The organism is Candidatus Poriferisocius sp., assembly GCF_965208355.1.
Lineage (GTDB): Bacteria > Actinomycetota > Acidimicrobiia > Acidimicrobiales > Bin134 > Poriferisocius.
Genome location: NZ_CBDBOM010000003.1, coordinates 2,610,420 through 2,628,136 on the forward strand (window position 1 = coordinate 2,610,420; position 17,717 = coordinate 2,628,136).

Sequence of the window (17,717 nt, forward strand, 5' to 3'; positions counted from 1 at the left end):
TCCTGGCGTGACCACGCTGAACACCGTGCTGGCCCATGGGGTGGGGTCGCGGGGCGACTTGCCCCTGCCGTTCTATCTGTTCGGCATCGGCGCCGCCGTGGCCCTCATGGCCACTTTCGTCAGCCTGAGCTTCTTCTGGCATCGGGCCTGGCTGCCCCGGGCCGCCTCGGGACGAAGTCTGGGAAGAGCCTTCGGCCGGGTGCTGGATGCGGTGGCGGTGCCGGCCCGGCTGGCGTCGCTGGCGGTGTTCGTGCTGGCCCTGGCCAGCAGCGTCAGCGATGCCGCTGTGGGAAGCCAACGCTTCGGACCCCTCACGGTGTACGTGGCGCTGTGGGTGGGGATGGCCATGGTGGCGGCGGTGTTCGGCGATGTATGGCGGGTGCTGAACCCCTTCGAGACCATCGCCGCGGCCATCGAGTGGGCCGCGGGCAAGCTGGGGCTGCCCCAGTTAGAAGACAAGGGCGAGATCCCCGGCGGCTACTGGCCCGCGGTGATCGCGCTGTTTTGGTTCCTGCTGTTCGAACTCGCCTACCACGACGGCACCACCAACGAGGCGGTGGCCGGAGCCATGATCGCCTACACGTTGGGGATGGTGGGCGGATCGGCGGTGTTCGGGCGTCGGTGGCTGCGCCAGGCCGACGGGTTTGGGGTGCTGTTCTCGCTGCTGGCCCGGATGTCGCCGCTATATCGGGACGACACCGGAGCGGTGCGGCTGCGGGCACCCCTGTCGGGGTTGACAACCCTGACCCCCCGCATCGACCTGCTGGCCGTGCTGCTGGTGGTGCTGGGCGGCACCACTTTCGACTCGCTGGCCGGCAGCACCCTGTGGCCCGATTTGGTGGGAACTCACCGGGGCTGGACCGCCACCGGCATCAACACCGCAGGAATGATCGTCGTCATCGCCATCATGGCGGCGCTCTACTACCTGGGGTCGCTGGCCGTGGGCTGGTTCACCGATCAGTCCGCAGCCGATGTGGCCCGACGATTCGCCCACTCCCTGGTGCCCATCGCGCTGGGCTACACGGTGGCCCATTACTTCTCGCTTCTGGTGCTCGACGGCGGGCAGAACTTCCTGCGCCTGCTTTCGAACCCATTCGACCGGGGGTCCAACTGGTTTGGGACCGCCGACTGGGCGGTGAACTTCTTCCTGGTGTCCACCGATGCCATCGCCTGGGTGCAGTTCTCGGCCATCGTGGTCGGCCACATCGCCGCAGTGCTGGTGGCTCACGACCGGGCGGTAGAGACCAGCGACGCCAGTGAGGCCACCTGGGCGCAGCGCCCCATGCTGCTGGTCATGGTCTTCTACAGCGTGGTCGGCCTCTGGTTGCTCCAAGAGGCCTGATCGGGCGCCGCTTCGGCAAGCTCGGAATACAGTGGGGCATGGCCGCACAAGCCGAATTGGTCCACTTGAAGAACGACGAGCCGCTCGAGCACGTGCTGGAGGTGCTCGACGCCGACGGGGCGATCATCGTGGAGGAGTGCTTCAGCGACGAGGTGATCAACCAGATCCTCGCCGAGCTGATGCCCTACGCCGAGAAGCCCGACTCCAACCGGACCCACATCAGCCCTGCGATCGCGGCCTTCTTCGGCGATCACACGCGCCACGTGACCGGACTGGCCTCCAAGTCGCCCACCTTCGTAGCCGAGGTGCTGTTGCACCCATTGATGCTGGACATTGCGGATGCGGTGCTGGGCCCCAACTGCGCCGACATCCAGGTGAACGTGGCCCACATGCTGGTGGTAGGTCCGGGGGCCCAAGCCCAGTTTCCCCACCGCGACGAAGACGTGTGGGTGCATATGCCCCAACCCAGCCCCGAGATGGAGCTGTCGTCGGTGACCGCGCTGTGCGATTTCACCCGCGAGCTCGGCGCCACCCGAGTAGTGCCCGGCAGCCACCGCTGGGAGCCCGACCGCCAGCCCGAGCCCCATGAGTTCGCCAACGCCGAGATGCCTTCCGGCTCCCGAGTGATCTACCTGGGCTCCACCATCCACGGCGCGGGCACCAATTCCACCACCGACCAGCACCGGCCCGCATTCCACCTCAGCTACATGCTGGGCTGGCTGCGATCGGAGGAGAACAACTGCCTGGCCACACCCCCCGACATCGCCCGCACCCTCCCCCGCCGAGCCCAAGAGCTGCTGGGCTACGACGTCCATTACGCCGTCGACGACGGCGGCGGCTACCTAGGAGCACTCGACCTCAAAGTCCCTGCCGACATGCTCGCCTCGGGAGAACTCTGATCGCCCTCGGCAACGGGCGATCGTCCCAGGACTAGTGATCAGTCGGCGACGATGAGCATGTCGCCGACGAGGACGCTGCCTGCCGCGGCGATCATCGCGCTTGTTGCGCCATTCCTCTCCGCCTGCACGGGCCCCTCGATCGACGTCTCCGGATGCGACGTTGCGCTCACCGCCACTATGGAAACGCTGCAAGCAGGCCTCACCGAAGATGGCACGCTGCGCCACGGTCGCACCCACGAGCGGACCGACGACCAGTTCTTCATAAGCGCCGAGTTCCTTCCCTCCGACAAGGACGAAGACTTCGACGGCGACATCCTCACCTGGTTCACCGACGATCCTCGGGGGTCTTACTTCCTCTCGGTGGACGAGCACGCCCGCGACCAGTCGAACTGGGCAGGGGCCGACTTCGGCGTGAGCGAAGACGGCGCGATCACCTCCCGTGGGTGCGTCCTCGTGTATCGCGGCGAGCCGGAAAGCGACGAGTGCGAAGAACAACACGAGGAGTTCTGTTGAGCTCGCACACCCTTGTTCGCTACGCGCGCCAGGCGTTGATCTGGGGGGCAGCGATCGGCGCGCTCCAGTTCATCTGGCCCACGCCGCCGGGGGTGATCGTCCAAGGCGTGGTGGTCGGCTCGCTCACCGCGCTGCTGGCGTTAGGGCTGTCGCTTGTCTACAAAACCAACGGAATCATCAACTTTGCCCAGGCCGACCTGGGGGTGGTGCCGGCCACGCTAGGCCTGTCGCTGCTGAGGGACTGGGACTGGCCCTACTTCGTCGTCCTCCCCATCACAATCGTGGTGGCCATGGCTCTGGGCTCGGCGGTCGAGTTCCTCGTGGTCCGCCGGTTCTGGAAGGCGCCGCGGATCATCCTCAGCGTCGCCACGATCGGGCTCGCCCAGCTGCTGCTCGGCATCGGCTTCTACATTCCGACGTTGTTCAGCGACGAGGACGGATTGGCGCTCCTCCGCTTCCCGAGATTCAACCCGCCAATCGACTTCACCTTCGAGATCGACCCGATCGTCTTCACCGTCAACGACCTGCTGGCCATGATCATCGTGCCCCTGGCGATCATCGGCCTCATGGCCTTCCTCAACCGCACCGACGTGGGCACCGCGGTGAGGGCCAGTGCCCAGAGTCGAGACCGCGCGTCGCTGGTGGGCATCGACGTGCAGGGAACCCAGAACGTGGTGTGGATCATCGCCGCGGTGTTGGCCGCGGTGGCCATGGTGCTGCGGGCGGGCATGTTCGGACTCCCCCTCGGACCAGCCTTTGGACCCGCCATCCTCCTGCGGGCGCTCGCGGTGGCGGTGATGGGGCGGATGCAGAACTACTCGGTGATGTTCGTCGGCGCCACCTTTCTCGGCGTGCTGGAAACGGCCGTCATCTGGAACGAGGACACCGACGCGCTGATCGACCCGGCACTGTTCGTGATCGTGGTGGTTGTGCTCTTGTTCCAGCGGCGGGCCCGCGGCCGAGCCGAAACCCAGACCGAGGGGTCGTGGGCGGAAGCCGCGTCGGTGAAGAAGATCCCCCGCAACCTGGCCTCGCTGCCGGAGGTGCAATGGGGTGGATGGCTGGCCAAGCTGGCGATGATCGGCTTTTTGGTGTGGCTACCGCTCGCGCTCGGCGACTCCGACATCCACTTCGCTTCGGCGGTCATCATCTACGGGGTCATCGCCGTGAGCATGGTGATCCTCACCGGCTGGTCCGGAGAGATCAGCCTCGGCCAGATGGGCTTCGTCGCCATCGGCGCGGCCACCGCCGCGGTGGTGAATGTCCACTATCAGTGGGACCTGACCCTGACGCTGCTGCTGGCCGGGGTCGTCGGGGCGGTGGCGTCGGTGATCGTCGGCCTACCGGCCCTGCGCATCCGTGGGCTCTTCCTCGCGGTGACCACACTCGCCTTCTCGGTGGCGACAGCGTCGTACCTCCTCGACAATGACCGATTCACCTTCCTCCCCGACAACATCAGCGAGCGGGTCACCCGGTTGCCTCTCCTGGGGCGGATCGACGTGTCAAGCGAGCACGCCTTCTACTACGTGTGCCTCGCCGCCTTAGTCGCGGTGATCTGGACCGTGGGGCGGCTGGAGGAAACCCGGACCGCCCGGGTTCTGCGGGCGGCCCGCGACAACGGGGACAACGCCCAGGCGTTCGGTGTGAATCTGACCCGGACCAAGCTCATGGCATTCGCCATCTCCGGCTTCTACGCCTCTTTAGCCGGGGGGCTGTTCACCTTGCACCAGCAAGCGCTCGGCCAGGGCTCGTTCTCGCCGGCAGAGAGCATCCGGGTCCTCACGATGGTGGTCATCGGCGGCCTCGGATCGGTACCGGGCGCGCTTCTCGGTGCGGTGTTCCTTCAGGGCACCGACTACTTCGGCGACGACATCCCCGCCGACATCCGGCCGTTGTGGCTGTTCGCCAGCAGCGGTGTCGGCCTGCTGGTGGTGTTGATGTTCCTGCGCGAGGGCCTCGGCGGGCTGTTATACGAGGTCCGCCGGCGTCTGCTGGCCATCGCGGCCTTCCGCCGCCAGATCCCGGTCCCCAATCTGCTCGCCGACCAGCGCATCGACGATGACGCGGTCACCCACGATCACGCGGGCACCGACGAGGCCGCCGGGCTCGGGCCGGCAGAACCGGTGGCCGTGACGAGATCACCTCGTCGCGATGCCGAGGGGATTTTCCGCTATCTGCCAAGCAAGCAGGCACCACCCACCGACTACTTCTCGTTCCCCGACATCGGAATGGGCGACGATCACGACGGGTCGTTGTTGAGCATTCGGGCGATCGACGTGTCGTACGGACCGGTGCAGGTGTTGTTCGGCGTCAACATCGAAGTGGCCGAAGGCGAATTCGTAGCGCTGCTGGGAACCAACGGCGCGGGAAAGTCCACCGTGCTGCGGGCCGTCTCCGGGCTCTCGGTGGCCACCGGGGGGTCGGTGTCGTTCGAGGGGGCCGACATCACCACGATGGCGCCGCACCGGATCGCCGCGCTCGGGATCGCCCAGGTCCCCGGCGGCAAGGGAGTGTTCCCGTCGCTGACCGTCGCCGAGAACATCGCTTTGGGCGGTTGGCTCCACCGCGGCAACAAACAGCACATGGAGCGGGAGACCGCCCGCGTGCTCGAAATCTTCCCGAGCCTTCGGGAGAAGCAGAACGAACTGGCCGCCAACCTATCCGGCGGCCAACAGCAGATGCTCACCCTGGCAATGGCACTGGTGTCCAAGCCTCGGATCCTCCTCATCGATGAGCTGTCGCTCGGCCTTGCCCCCGTGGTGGTAGATCAACTCCTCGACGTGGTGCGGGCCTTGAATGACGAAGGGGTCACGATCGTGGTGGTCGAGCAGTCCGTCAACGTGGCCCTCACGATTGCGGAAACGGCGTTCTTCATGGAGAAGGGCGAGGTCCGATTCCGGGGGCCCACGAGCGATCTGCTGGGGCGCGACGACATCGTCCGGTCGGTGTTCTTGGGCGGGGCCGCGGCCCGCACCGCAGAGCGGTCACAACCGGCCCGCGCCCCCATCGGAGCAACCACCGTGCCGCGGCTCGAGATCGAGGGCCTGACCAAGTCATTCGCCGGCAACCGAGCGGTGGATGGGGTGTCGCTTCAAGTGGGCGAGGGGGAGATCGTCGGCGTCATCGGGCCGAACGGCGCGGGGAAGACCACGGTGTTCGAGCTGATCACCGGCCTTCTGACCCCCGACGAGGGCAGGGTGCTGCTTGACGGGCGCGACATCACCAACCTTTCCCCCGATCGCCGGGCCCGACTGGGGCTCGGACAATCCTTCCAGGACTCCCGGCTCTTCGGATCGCTCACCGTGGAGGACGTTTTGAAGGTGGCCCTCGACCAGACCATGGCCACCCGCGATCCGGTGGCCGCCGCCCTCGGATTCCCCGACGTCCGCAGGGCCGAAGACCGCCTCACCCGCCAGGTCGACGAGCTGATCGGAGGGCTCGGGCTCGATGCCTACCGCGAGAAGTTCGTGTCGGAGCTGTCCACCGGAACCCGGCGGATTGTCGATCTCGCCTGTCAGGCAGTGGGCTCGCCCCGAGTGATCCTCTTCGATGAGCCCTCCTCGGGCATCGCCCAACGGGAGGCGGAGGCGCTCGGGCCGATGCTGGAGCAGATCCGCGACGACACCGGTGCGAGCCTGCTGGTGATCGATCACGACATGGCGGTGCTGGCATCGATCTGCGATCGGATGGTGGCCCTCGACCTCGGGGCCAAGGTGGCGGAGGGACCGGCGGTTGAGGTCTTGGAGCATCCCGCGGTGATCGCTTCCTACTTAGGCGGGTCCCGCTCTGCAACCGAGCGATCCGGCGGGGGGCCCGAGGGCCGAGGTCCCGACCTCAGCAGGGCGACATGACCAGGCTCGAGTCGATGCGGGAGCGAGCAGCCGCCACCAACTCGGCGGCGCGCCGGTCGCTGGTGTGGATGCTCCTGTCGCGCCAAAGGGGGCCGGTGCGCGCCGTGCTGGCCTTGATCGTGCTGCACAGCATCTTGGCCCTCATGATCGCCCAAGAGGTGGTAGAGCTGGTGGACAACGGCATCGTCGACCAGGCCGCCCCCATCGGGCCCTATGTGTCGCACATCGCCAAGCTGGCCCTGCTGAGCTTCATCGTCGGTTTCGCCAGTCGCCAAATGACGGCCCGGATCGGCTACCAGCTGGAGTACGACCTGCGGGCCTGGCTCTACACCCGGGTGCAGTGGGCCGATCTCCGCATGCCCAAGCAGATGGCCACCGGGCAACTCGTCACCCGGTCGATGACCGACCTCAAGATGGTTCAGACCATCATCCAGTTCCTGCCCTCCATTGTGACGCTGGCGCCGGCGACGATCGTCTTGCTCATTTATCTCGCCTATCTCAGTTTCCCGTTGGCGGTGATCGCATCGCTGGCGCTGCCCCTCAACCTGTGGTTTCTCTCCAAGTTCCGGTTGCGTCTGTGGGGGCTGAGCTGGGCGGACTTGAACGAGCGGGCCGAGGTTGCCAGTGCCATCGACGAGCCCGTGCGCGGGGTGCGGGTGATGCGGGCGTTCGGGCGCGAGGAGCACGAGCGGGAGCGACTGGGGGCCACCGCGCTGCGGGCCTTCCGCTACTCGATGACCCGAGTCAGGTTGCTGGCCCGCTACGACATTCTGCTCAAAGCCGTACCCCTCCTCATCAACGCGCTGGTGCTGGTGGCCGGCGCTCAGCTCATCGCCGCCGATCAGCTGTCGGTGGGCGTGTTCCTGGTCACGTTCCAGGTGGCGGGGTACGTCATCGCCATCGCCCAGCTGTTCGATGAGCTGGCCAGTTCATGGCAGTTCCTGCGCACCGCCCAGGGCCGGCTGGCCGAAGTTATCTCACTGGGGGCCCGGCCCACCGAGGGGCGGCCCGCCGCCAGCCGATTCGAGTCGGTCGAACTTCGCGACGCAGGAGTCTCCTTTGCCGGCACACCGGTGATCGACGGCCTCTCGTTCGAGGCCCGTCCGGGCCAGCTCGTGGCGGTGAGCGGGCCACCCGGATCGGGCAAGTCCACTCTGGCCGGATTGATCGGCGGTCTGGTGGAGCCGACGAGCGGTGAGGTGTTGCTCGATGGGCGGCCACTGGGCGAGATCGACATCACCACAATCCGCTCGATGGTGCGCATTGTGGCCGAGGATCCGGTGCTGTTCTCGGGGTCGATTCGCCAGAACCTCGACCTCGGGGCGGCGTGGAGCGTCTCCGACGACGAGATCAACGCCGCCCTGTACGCGGCGGGTGCCGACGACATCGTCGCCGGGATGCCCGACGGACTGGGCACCCACGTGGGCGATCGAGGCCTCACCTTGTCGGGCGGGCAGCGCCAGCGGCTGGCCCTTGCCCGAGCCTTGGTGGCCCGACCCCGAGTGATCGTGCTTGACGACGCCCTCTCCGCCGTCAACCCAGCCCACGAGATGGAGATCATCCGGCGGGTTGCCGAGTTCCTGCCCGAAGCCGCGATCGTGGCCATCACCCGGCGCCCCGGCCCCACCTCGATGGCCGACACCGTGGTCGAACTCGGCCAACCCGAAGCGCCGGCCCCGCCCGCCCCCGTCACAGCCCAGGCCACGGCCCCCGAGCAACCGGGCGCCGGCGAGGCTGTATCCGAGCTGATGGACGTCGTGCACTCGCTTGAGGTGAGCGAGGAGGCGCCCATCGTCTCTGACGCCGAATGCCGGGTCGACGCCATGCCCCGGGTGCGGCGGCTGGTGGGAATCACCCTGTTTGCGCTGATCGCCGTGCTCATCTTGCTGGTGGTCAACTCCCTGGCCGGTCTGGGTCCCGAGATTCTCTTCGCCGAGGCCACCGAGTCGGCCGAGGACGGCGAGACGAGCATCATCTACGGGATCGGGCTGGCGGTGGTCGCCGTTGGGATCGTCTTCGCCGCCAGCGGCTACTTCGTGAGGGTCCTGTCGATGAAGATCGCCCAGTCGATCGGCTATCTGCTGCGGCGTCGCATCTTCCAGCGGCTCACCAAGCTCGGCATCGACTTCTACGACCGCGAGCTTCCGGGCGAGGTGGCCACCAGGGTGGTAAACGACCTCGACACAATCCTCGGATTCGTGGGCGAGAGGCTGTTCCGATTCATCTCGAGCCTGGGTCGCTTTGCCGTGGGGGTTGTGGTGGTGATCGTGCTCGTGCCGCAGCTGACTCCCACGATCATCGGCCTGGTCGCGGTGATCCTCGCCTTCACCGTGGCCCAGCTCTACCTGGGCATGCGGGCCTTCAACCGGGCGCGCGACGATCTCGGCCGCACCGTGGCCACGTTCGAAGAGCACTTTGCGGGGCGCAGCGAGCTGCGGGGCTGCGGGGCAACCGACAAAGCCAATCGCCGGTTTGTCGAGGATGCCTGGGAGCTGCGCCAGAGCCGGCGGTGGGCGACCTCGATCGCCAACATGTACTCGGAGCTCATGGCGCTGATCACCCACATCGGCGGGGCGCTCATCCTCTGGGTCGCAGGCCATGAAGTGCTCGCTGGCACGATCGCGGTGGGCACCGCCTTGTCGGCCCGACTCGTGGCCCAGCAGGCCCTTCAGCCCCTGGCGTACATGAGCTCGATCTACACCGAGATGCTCGAGGCCCGGGTCTCCTGGCTCCGCCTCGCCCAGCCATTCGACACGCCGATCCTGCCCGCCGAACGGCCCGGGGCGACCGAGGCGGGGGCTCTCGATGGCGACGTGACTTTCGAGTCGGTTGCCTTCACCTACCCGCACACCACCCTGCCCGTTCTGCACGACATCTCGTTCACGCTTTCCGCGGGCGAGGTGACTTGCCTGGTGGGGTTCACCGGTGCTGGCAAGTCGTCGATCACCAAGCTGCTCGCCCGGATCTACGACCCGACCGCGGGCCGGGTCCTCGCCGGCGGCGTCGACATTGCCGACTACGAATCACGCTCTTACCGACGGCGGCTCGGAATCGTCCCCCAAGACGCGTTCTTGTTCAAGGGCACCATCGCCTCCAACATCGCCTACTCGCGACCCGATGCCTCACTCGATGAGATCGACCGGGCGGCGCGGGCCATCGGCGCCCACGACGTGCTCACCGCCCTCGAAGGCGGCTACGAGCACCCCGTCGACGAGGAGGCCCGCAACCTCACCGCCGCCCAGCGCCAACTCGTGGCGCTGGCGCGGGTGTGGCTTGCCCGTCCCGACATCCTCGTACTCGACGAGGCCACGTCCAGCCTCGACGGCCCCATGGAGGATCGGGTCCTCGAGGCGATCAGAACCCTCGGGGTCACGACCCTCACCGTCACCCACCGCCAAAACGTGGCCCAGCACTCCGACCTCGCCATCGTGCTCGAAGCCGGTCAGGTGGTCGAGGTCGGCCCCCCCGACGGGTTAGTCGGCACCGGCAGCGCCTACGACCGCCTGTGGGCTGTGGTCGACGACGGCCACAGCATGGAGGCCTCCGAAAAGGCGTGAGCTCCGCAGTCGCCGGCCTAGCGCTCGTAGCTCGGCGGAGTGTCGTTGGGGGGTAGTTCGTAGAGGATGCCAACGGCCGCATCCGGATCGAACACCTTCGGCTGCTCGGCGGTCCACTCGCCGGCTGCGTAGCGGCGCCCGTCGTCGACCTTCATGTATTCGCCGACGATTACGCGACCGGTCGCCGTCGTGCGCTCGAACTCGGGATCCCACCACTTCTCGGCCATGTCGTCGAAACCGGTGTAGTCGGTCCAGGGAAGCCGGCCAGGGCCAAAGGCTGCGCCTGGGCCGGTCACGCAGTCGCAGTACGACCCGAGCGACGGGGGCAGCGCGAAGCAGCCCTGGCTAAAGCTCTCGGGGGTGAGATCGGGTCCGGCCAGATGGAGGCACGCCATAGGCCACTTCAGGGTCGAAATCGAGAATCTCTCGGACAGAGAGACCGGCTCTCTGCCGTGGTGCCACTCGAACAAGAACCCGAGCGCGCTGGGCCGGTCAGCGACGGCCAAACCGAGCGGACCCGGCCCGAACGCGTGGGCCCACTGCTGTTGGTCGTAGCCGCGAGCGAAGAAGGCCGTGTCGTGACCGCTGTAGCCGGTAATGATCCACTCCGGGAACCACTGCTGCTCGGTTGCCGCCTCGGTCATCGTCCTGGTGAAGATGTTGTCGGTTCCGGCGATCACCGTGGTGACACCGGCATCTTTCATCCGGGCGGCGATCACCCGGGCTCGCTCCTGTCGCTGCGTGTTCTCGGCGCCCTCGTCGTAGCTCACCGCCTCCACGAGCTCGAAGCCATTTTGTGCCGCCTGGTCTTCCATGAATTCCCTGCTCCACCGATCGGTGTAGATCATCCCGATCTGCCGGGGCTCACCGATCATGTCGCCGTCGCCAGCCCACTGCACCGGGTAGTCGGCGACGCGCTTGCCGATGTACTCGGCCACATGGAGCATCGTCACCCGGTCGTCGGCCGTGGCCGCCCAGCGGAAGCCGGCCTGGTCCTGGGTTTCCTGCCAGGAGACGCCCGTACTCCAGACGATCACCCCTCGGGCCGCCATCTCGGCCTCGAAAATCGCCTTCCCCTCGCCGGAGGTGGTGGCGTCGAAGGCTAGGAACGGCTGGAAATCGTTCACGGCCTGAGTGGCGTCGGCCCTCTGGGCGACCTCGGTTGATCCGCTCGCATCGATGAACTCGAGACGGACCTGGCGGCCCCAGAATTCGTAGTTCTGGTTGAATATGTCAACGCCGTCCAGCCAGCCTCGGGGGATACTGCCGACGTCGCTTACCAACTCCGTCTGGCCGGCATCCACTCTCACCACCATGACGATCTCGGTGGCGGTGACGCCCGGGGCCGTGTTTCCGCCGTTGTCGGCGCCCTCAGGCCACTCGAGGACGCATGGCGGCGCGTCCACGAGGGGAACCCGGATCTGCCCGGTCTCCGGATCGCAGTGGGGGTTGGCCAGCGCTGCTTCGGACCCGATGCCCGGGAATTCGGGCTCGGCGGGTTCGGCCGGCTCGGCCGGCTCAGCTGCGGCGGTGTCGTCGTCGGTGGCCGCGGCGGCCTCGTCGGCGGGCTCGGTGGCCTCGGCGGCATCGTCCATCGGTTCGTCCGCGGGCTCCTCAGCCGCCGGGGACGCGGTGTCGCCCGTGGCGTCGTCACCCGTGGCGTCGTCGTCCGTGGCGCTGTCGTCCGCGGGTTCAACGGTCGCCGGGGGCGCGGTGTCGCCGGGGGCGTCGTCACCATCGTCGTCATCGGAGCCGCCGCCAGACACGATCAGCACGATGACCACGACGGCGGCCACCACCGCTATGGCGAGGTACCAGCGCAGGCGGCGCAAGAGGCTCTGTTCAGGGGCCGGTTCGGGGGTGTTTGCTGGGTCGGTCATGAGGTGGGCTCCTCTCCGAGGTTCACGTTAGGCAAAGGCGGGTCACTTCTGTCCCGCGTTCGGCACTACTACGTACTCATCGAATCGAGTGATCCTCCCGTCGGCCACCAGTGCCACCATGCATCCCGGGATTTCCAAAGGTGCACCTTGGGCGTTGGTCATTCGGATCACGAACTGGCGCACGAAACCGCTGTCGGTGACATGGAAGCGCACTTCGTCGAGCTCCATGTTGACGTTGTCGGCCTCCCACTTGGCCCCGATGACGAGCGAGTCAACGGTGAGTTCCCGCCCGCCGAAGGAACTCGTCCATCCCTCGAAGTCGGGGGCGAGGACTTCGCGAATACCGTCTTCGTCAGCGGCGGCGTAGACGGCGAAGAATCGGTCGGCCACCGCCTGGATGCTTGCCTGGTGGGTTGTCATTGCTCTCCTCGGGTTGGTTGAAGGCCGATCTCCAAGCCGGCCAGATCGCCGGCGGCGCGCCAGTCGCCCAGGAGCTGGAGAAATTCGATGACTCCCGGGCCCAGGCCGTAGGCGCCGTTTTGGGGCTGGTTCCGGGCCTGGCCCTCGTTGTTGTAGTACCCGGGGGTGCAGTCTTCGTTCATGGGACCGCGGTTGTTCGCCTTCTCGAGACACGCGGCCACCCAGGCGTCCTCGGCTTCGGCCGAGACCTCCACCGTCTCCGCCCCCAACTCGCGGGCCCGAGCCACGATGTAGGCGAGGTGGATCGCCTGCTCGTCCAGCATGTGGGTGTAGTTGATGGTGTTGCCCGACTGGCCGATGGACATGAGGAAGAGGTTGGGGAAGCCGTGCATGTGCATCCCGTGCAGGGTGCGGAGGCCGTCGGCCCACCTTTCCATGAGCGTCTCGCCATCACCGCCGATTATCTCGAATCCCCCTCGCTGCGAAAGCGGGGTCCCGACCTCGAAGCCGCTGGCGTAGATCAGGCAATCCACCTCGTAGTGTTGCCCGGCAACCACGGCACCCGTCGCCGTTATGCGTTCAACGCCCTTGCCCTCAGTGTCGACGAGGGTCACGTTGGGGCGATTGAACGCAGGGAGGTAGTCGTTGTGGATGCAGGGCCGCTTGCAGAATTGCCGGTAGTAGGGCTTGAGGAGCTCGGCGGTCTCGGGGTCGTGTACAAGCTCGTCCACCCGCGCCCTGATCTGCTCCATCTTCTGGAGGTCGGCCAGCTCGATGACGCGCTTGATGTCTTCGGGCGACATCTCTCCGCCCTGCCCCGCCCGCAAGAGCTTCATGAGGTTGCCGATCAGGTCGGTCCAGCCGTCGTCGACAAGATCTTCCTCTTGGGGGACGCCTGACACCAGCGCGTTGAAGTTGTCGCGGCGGTGCTGGTGCCAGCCCGGCGTCAGCTGCCGGGCCCACTCGGGGTCGGTATCCGGGTTGTTCTTGACATCGATCGACGACGGAGTCCGCTGGAACACGTAGAGATGCTCTGCCCATTCGGCGATGTGGGGAACGATCTGCACGCCACTGGCGCCGGTGCCGATCACGCCGACCCGCTTCCCGACGAGACCGGTGAGATTCCCCTCTTGGTCGCCTCCCGTGTAGTGGTAGTCCCAGCGGCTGGTGTGAAACGAATGGCCTTCGAAATCCTCGATGCCGGGAATCCCCGGCAGCTTGGGCCGGCTCAACTGCCCGAGGGCCAGACACACGTACTGGGCCTTCATCCGATCGCCGCGGTCGGTCTCGACGATCCAGCGCGAGGCGTCGTTGTCCCACCGGAGCTCGGTTACCCGGGTTTGGAAGCAGGTGTCCCGGTAGAGGTCGAATTGGCGGGCGATCGCCTGGCTGTGCTCGAGGATTTCCTGGCCGTACGAGTACTTGTGCTTCGGTACGTAGCCCACCTCCTCCAGCAAGGGTAGATAGACGTACGACTCGACATCGCAGGATATGCCCGGGTATCGGTTCCAATACCAGGTTCCCCCGAAGTCGGCCGCCGGGTCGACGATTCGGATGCTGTCGACGCCCTGCTGGCGCAGCCGTGCTCCGGCCAGAAGGCCGCCGAAGCCTCCGCCGACGACAAGAACCTCGACCTCGTCGTGAAGCGGCTGGCGGGTGAACTCGGGGTCGGCCCAGGGGTCGTCGGTATAGCGGGCGAACGACCCGTTTACCTGGATGTACTGGTCGGGGCCGTCGGCTCTCAGGCGCTTGTCGCGCTCCTCGCGGTACCGATGCCTGATCTCGTCCAATTCCGGCAAGGGTTGCGTCAGCTGGTCATCGGTGATGCTCATCAGCTCCGTCCGCTATAGCCAACTCTTTAGTAATCTTGCTACATTAGCAACAGTCGAGACAAGGGACAGGTCCGGCGGAACCCAATGCCAGGCCTCCAGGAGGTCGACCGATGAGCACTACCACAAACGAGCCCGGGAACGGGGCCCGGCCTGGCATGGAAGATGCGGTGTTCGAGGTCGGGCCGATGCGATCCGACCCGGCATCGGTGCACGACTTGAGCCGACGGGTTCAGATCCGCCGTGAAGGCGTCGGCGAGAAGCGCTATCCGTTTCCGATCCCCAACGGCTGGTTCGTTGTCGACGAGTCCCGCGAGCTCGCGCCGGGTGAGCACAAGAACCTCTACGCCTTCGGCAAAGACCTAGTTCTATTCCGCGCCGAGAGCGGCGAGGCCCGGCTCATGGACGCCTACTGCCCCCACCTGGGTGCCCACATCGGGGTGGGCGGCAGGGTCGAAGGCGACGGTATGCGGTGCCCGTTCCATGGTTGGCACTTCGACGGCGGCGGCCGCTGCATCGACATCCCCTATGCCGAAGGCAAGGCGATCCCGACCAAGGCCAAGATTCGCACCTATCCGATCATCGAGAGCAGCCACATGATCTGGGCGTGGCATCATCTCGAGGGCGGCGAGCCGTTTTACGACGTGCCCCACATTCCGGAGTTCGAGGACCCGGACTGGCAGCCCTACGAGACATACGACGTCGAAGTGGCCACCATCGCCCAAGAGTTCGCCGAGGGTGAATTCGACGTTCAGCACTTCAAATATGTGCACGGCGCGACCCCGCTGCCCAGCACCGACATGGTCGTCAACGGGACTTACCGACACAACTCCAACGGCAACTTCACGATCGAGAACTTCGGCCTCGGCTGCACCCTCATCTCGGTTGGCGACTCGATACGAATCGGCCAATCGCTCCTGCCGACCGACGAGGAGAACGTGAGGATGAGGTGGTGGTTCACCATGCCGAACTCATTGGGAGAAGCGGCTCTGAAGGGTCTCGCGGCCAATTTCCTCGACGGCATCAGCCAGGACATCGTCATCTGGGAGAACAAGCGCTACGAACCGAAGCCGCTAGTGACCGCCGTGGAACGGAACATCCGCGTCGGGCGAGAGTGGGCGCTCCAGTTCTACAGCGGACTCGACTCGTAGGACCGCGGGCATGAGCCGCGTTGCCCAGCAGGGGGCGGAGGTGTCGATGACAGCTGGTTATCCTCTCGGCTGATGCCCCGTTCGCCCGAGCCTGCACGCGAGGCGCTCATTGCCGTCGCCGAGCGCCTTTTCGCCGAGCGAGGCGTCGACGCAGTAACGGTGCGCGACGTGGTGAAGGCCGCCGGCCAGCGCAACAGCTCGGCCGTGCAATACCACTTCGGCAACAAAGCCGGGCTCCTTCAGGCGATCATGGATCCGCATCAGGCCCGCCTCGATGCTCGACGAACCGAGATGCTCGATGAACTCGGCGAGCAGCCGGCGCTTGACGAACTCATCGAGATTTTCGTTCGGCCCCTCGCCTCCTTGCTCGACAACGAGTCGGGGCGCCACTACATCAGGATTCGGGCTCAGCTGGTGGGCACAGCCAGGCTTCCCAGCGACTCCGACCTGATGCGGGAATTGCTCGCGAGCGCCGACGGCGGGGAGGCCGCCAACGAGCCGAGACCCGGCATTCGGCGCGTGGCTCAAGCCCTGGTTGATCTGATGGAAGACACGACGATGCCCGACCTCGGACACCGATTGGAGCTCACGGCGGTACTGCTGCTGCACGGACTCGCCGATTTCGCCCAACGCCATCCCGACGCCACTGCGGCCGAGCGCGAGGTCTTCACCGGCGTGCTTACTCGCTGCGTCGCCGCCATCAACCTCGCCGACAAATCACTCAGTCTGGGACGGTGAGCGTGTCGCCGACGTTGATGGTGCCCGCCGCGGTGATCTCGGCGTTGGTGCCAAAGCAGGCGAAGGCCCCGTAGTCGAATTCTTTGCGGGCGGTGGCGGCGAGCACTTGCAGCACGCCCTTGGCCTGCTCGTAGCCCGGCTGGGCCAAGGTGGTCATCACGCAGCGAGGGGTGGCGTCGCCAATCCGAAGCTCGGCGTTGCCGATCTTGAAGTCGATGTCCTTCCATGCCAGATCAGCGAACTCCCCGGAACCGACATCGTCGTGGGCGTTGAGCACGATGTTGGGGCGGAATCGCTCGACGCCGAGCCCGACGCCGTCCAAAAGCGAGGCGAGGTGCGCCATCGACTGGTTGACGATGATGTGAACGGCCGAGGCGTCGACAAACGAGGTCTTCTCGGTGAGTGCGGCGACGGGTAGGTCGACTTCCACATCGGAAAGGACGGTGCCGGGGATCTCCGGCCACTCGCTGCCGTAGGTCTCCTCGCGGCCCTTTTCCACTTCGACCACTTGAACCGGTTCTCCCAGGGCCTCGGTCAACGCGGCATCAAGCTCACCGCTGCCCACGGCGTATTCCCCGCCGTTAGGACCGACGACAACCAGCCCGCCATCGGCCTGAGTCCTGGCGCTCCACGACAGGAGCTGGCCATAGGGTCGCGGCCGTTTGGCGCTGGCAATCTTGCCGGTCTCGGTGTTGCGCACCGCCCACTGCCGATCTCCGACCACGTCACTGATGCGAAGCTCAAGGCTCTCGACCCGCTCCCCCCTCATCGACTTGACGGGATAGCGCCACAACTCGGAAATTGAAAAAGTCGTCATTCAGCGCCCACGGCAGGATTCGAATACTTGCCAAACACCCAGGTAGAGACGCTAAACGGGCGCTAGCAACTTGCTCTTCCCCCACTTTATCCCCCATTTGTGACGCGATTCTCGAGAAGGAGACGGTTCGTGGGCAAAGGCTTACTGCGGCTAAGGACGGGCAATACTGATCGGCTGGCATCGAGCGTCGCTGTTCCAATTCCGGCGGTTGCTTCCTGAGGGCTCCGACCGGTCCCCAGTGTGCTAGCAACCGGTTCCGACCGGTGCGTCATACCAGTGTGGTGGGCATGGAAACTGAAATTCATTACCGCCGCGAGACGCTCTTGACCCGCCGTCAGTTGGAGGCGCTCTGCCGTCTGTCAACCAGCTCGATCTACCGACTGATGCGCGATGGACTGTTCCCCGAGCCGATCCGGGTCGGCAGGCGGGCTGTGCGTTGGTATGCGTCGGAGATTGACGCATGGCTCGCCTCACGGCCACGCGCCACCGGCGACCGGCCTGTCGCACAAACAACCGCCAACTCTTGACGATTGGAGGGCTGCACCAGTTCGGCTGCTTCGGTCGGTACGGTGAAGGCTGGAGGCTGTCCTTTCGCGGATGATGCTCGAACCCGGAGCACCTCCATGCGGATGCCTGCAACTACGAGAAACTTGGACGCCTGTGCATAGTCAGGGGAGCCGTCCGGGATAAGGGCGCCAACCTGCTGCAGTTTGCGTTCGT

At 66.1% G+C, this 17,717-nt stretch carries 12 protein-coding genes; 8 read left to right on the plus strand and 4 right to left on the minus strand.

The features are described 5' to 3' along the window. The first annotated feature begins 7 nt into the window (after positions 1-7). Genes ACOGXH_RS13500 through ACOGXH_RS13520 form a run of 5 tightly spaced genes read left to right on the plus strand, consistent with a single transcriptional unit; the run spans position 8 to position 10,162 of the window. Positions 8-1,342, plus strand: coding sequence for a hypothetical protein (locus ACOGXH_RS13500; RefSeq protein WP_419929612.1), 1,335 nt, complete (start codon positions 8-10; stop codon positions 1,340-1,342). Positions 1,343-1,380: 38 nt separating this feature from the next. Continuing rightward, positions 1,381-2,241 carry a phytanoyl-CoA dioxygenase family protein gene (locus ACOGXH_RS13505; RefSeq protein ID WP_419929613.1) on the plus strand — a complete coding sequence of 287 codons (861 nt, stop codon included), beginning with the start codon at positions 1,381-1,383 and terminating at the stop codon, positions 2,239-2,241. A gap of 51 nt (positions 2,242-2,292) precedes the next feature. Continuing rightward, positions 2,293-2,754 (plus strand): hypothetical protein, encoded by a 462-nt coding sequence (locus tag ACOGXH_RS13510; protein ID WP_419929614.1) that lies wholly within the window; start codon positions 2,293-2,295, stop codon positions 2,752-2,754. After that, the gene (locus ACOGXH_RS13515; RefSeq protein WP_419929615.1) at positions 2,751-6,605 is read left to right on the plus strand and encodes an ABC transporter permease subunit; all 3,855 of its coding nucleotides are present in this window, start codon (positions 2,751-2,753) and stop codon (positions 6,603-6,605) included. Before ACOGXH_RS13510 ends, ACOGXH_RS13515 begins: the two co-directional genes overlap by 4 nt. Next, positions 6,602-10,162 (plus strand): ABC transporter ATP-binding protein, encoded by a 3,561-nt coding sequence (locus ACOGXH_RS13520; RefSeq protein WP_419929616.1) that lies wholly within the window; start codon positions 6,602-6,604, stop codon positions 10,160-10,162. Before ACOGXH_RS13515 ends, ACOGXH_RS13520 begins: the two co-directional genes overlap by 4 nt. A gap of 17 nt (positions 10,163-10,179) precedes the next feature. Here ACOGXH_RS13520 and ACOGXH_RS13525 read toward each other — a convergent pair whose 3' ends face one another. From ACOGXH_RS13525 to ACOGXH_RS13535, 3 genes are read right to left on the minus strand one after another with little or no spacing between them, the layout of a single operon-like run. After that, on the minus strand, positions 10,180-12,042 hold the full coding sequence (locus ACOGXH_RS13525) for an ABC transporter substrate-binding protein (protein ID WP_419929617.1): 1,863 nt from the start codon (positions 12,040-12,042) through the stop codon (positions 10,180-10,182). 42 nt (positions 12,043-12,084) lie between these two features. Further along, the gene (locus ACOGXH_RS13530) at positions 12,085-12,462 is read right to left on the minus strand and encodes a nuclear transport factor 2 family protein (protein WP_419929618.1); all 378 of its coding nucleotides are present in this window, start codon (positions 12,460-12,462) and stop codon (positions 12,085-12,087) included. Further along, positions 12,459-14,294, minus strand: coding sequence for a flavin-containing monooxygenase (locus ACOGXH_RS13535; protein WP_419929619.1), 1,836 nt, complete (start codon positions 14,292-14,294; stop codon positions 12,459-12,461). The genes ACOGXH_RS13530 and ACOGXH_RS13535 overlap by 4 nt, the downstream gene beginning before the upstream one ends. Positions 14,295-14,404: 110 nt before the next feature. Here ACOGXH_RS13535 and ACOGXH_RS13540 point away from each other — a divergent pair, with 110 nt between their 5' ends. Both ACOGXH_RS13540 and ACOGXH_RS13545 read left to right on the plus strand, forming a co-directional pair. After that, the gene (locus ACOGXH_RS13540; RefSeq protein ID WP_419929620.1) at positions 14,405-15,442 is read left to right on the plus strand and encodes a Rieske 2Fe-2S domain-containing protein; all 1,038 of its coding nucleotides are present in this window, start codon (positions 14,405-14,407) and stop codon (positions 15,440-15,442) included. 72 nt (positions 15,443-15,514) lie between these two features. Next, entirely contained in the window at positions 15,515-16,180 is a 666-nt protein-coding gene (locus ACOGXH_RS13545; protein WP_419929621.1) for a TetR/AcrR family transcriptional regulator, read from the plus strand. Here ACOGXH_RS13545 and ACOGXH_RS13550 read toward each other — a convergent pair. Beyond that, positions 16,164-16,997 (minus strand): MOSC domain-containing protein, encoded by an 834-nt coding sequence (locus tag ACOGXH_RS13550; protein ID WP_419929622.1) that lies wholly within the window; start codon positions 16,995-16,997, stop codon positions 16,164-16,166. The two genes, ACOGXH_RS13545 and ACOGXH_RS13550, sit on opposite strands and share 17 nt — an antisense overlap. A 287-nt stretch (positions 16,998-17,284) precedes the next feature. On the opposite strand from ACOGXH_RS13550, the gene ACOGXH_RS13555 reads away from it, so the two are divergent. Then, on the plus strand, positions 17,285-17,524 hold the full coding sequence (locus ACOGXH_RS13555) for a helix-turn-helix transcriptional regulator (RefSeq protein WP_419929623.1): 240 nt from the start codon (positions 17,285-17,287) through the stop codon (positions 17,522-17,524). Positions 17,525-17,717 lie beyond the last annotated feature (193 nt).

Excerpts from the sequence above, each read along its gene's own strand:
- ACOGXH_RS13555 (WP_419929623.1), top strand. The coding sequence starts at position 17,285 with ATGGAAACTGAAATTCATTACCGCCGCGAGACGCTCTTGACCCGCCGT.
- ACOGXH_RS13545 (WP_419929621.1), top strand. The coding sequence starts at position 15,515 with ATGCCCCGTTCGCCCGAGCCTGCACGCGAGGCGCTCATTGCCGTCGCC.
- ACOGXH_RS13520 (WP_419929616.1), top strand. The coding sequence starts at position 6,602 with ATGACCAGGCTCGAGTCGATGCGGGAGCGAGCAGCCGCCACCAACTCG.
- ACOGXH_RS13540 (WP_419929620.1), top strand. The coding sequence starts at position 14,405 with ATGAGCACTACCACAAACGAGCCCGGGAACGGGGCCCGGCCTGGCATG.
- ACOGXH_RS13550 (WP_419929622.1), bottom strand. The coding sequence starts at position 16,997 with ATGACGACTTTTTCAATTTCCGAGTTGTGGCGCTATCCCGTCAAGTCG.
- ACOGXH_RS13530 (WP_419929618.1), bottom strand. The coding sequence starts at position 12,462 with ATGACAACCCACCAGGCAAGCATCCAGGCGGTGGCCGACCGATTCTTC.
- ACOGXH_RS13505 (WP_419929613.1), top strand. The coding sequence starts at position 1,381 with ATGGCCGCACAAGCCGAATTGGTCCACTTGAAGAACGACGAGCCGCTC.
- ACOGXH_RS13525 (WP_419929617.1), bottom strand. The coding sequence starts at position 12,042 with ATGACCGACCCAGCAAACACCCCCGAACCGGCCCCTGAACAGAGCCTC.
- ACOGXH_RS13510 (WP_419929614.1), top strand. The coding sequence starts at position 2,293 with ATGAGCATGTCGCCGACGAGGACGCTGCCTGCCGCGGCGATCATCGCG.
- ACOGXH_RS13535 (WP_419929619.1), bottom strand. The coding sequence starts at position 14,294 with ATGAGCATCACCGATGACCAGCTGACGCAACCCTTGCCGGAATTGGAC.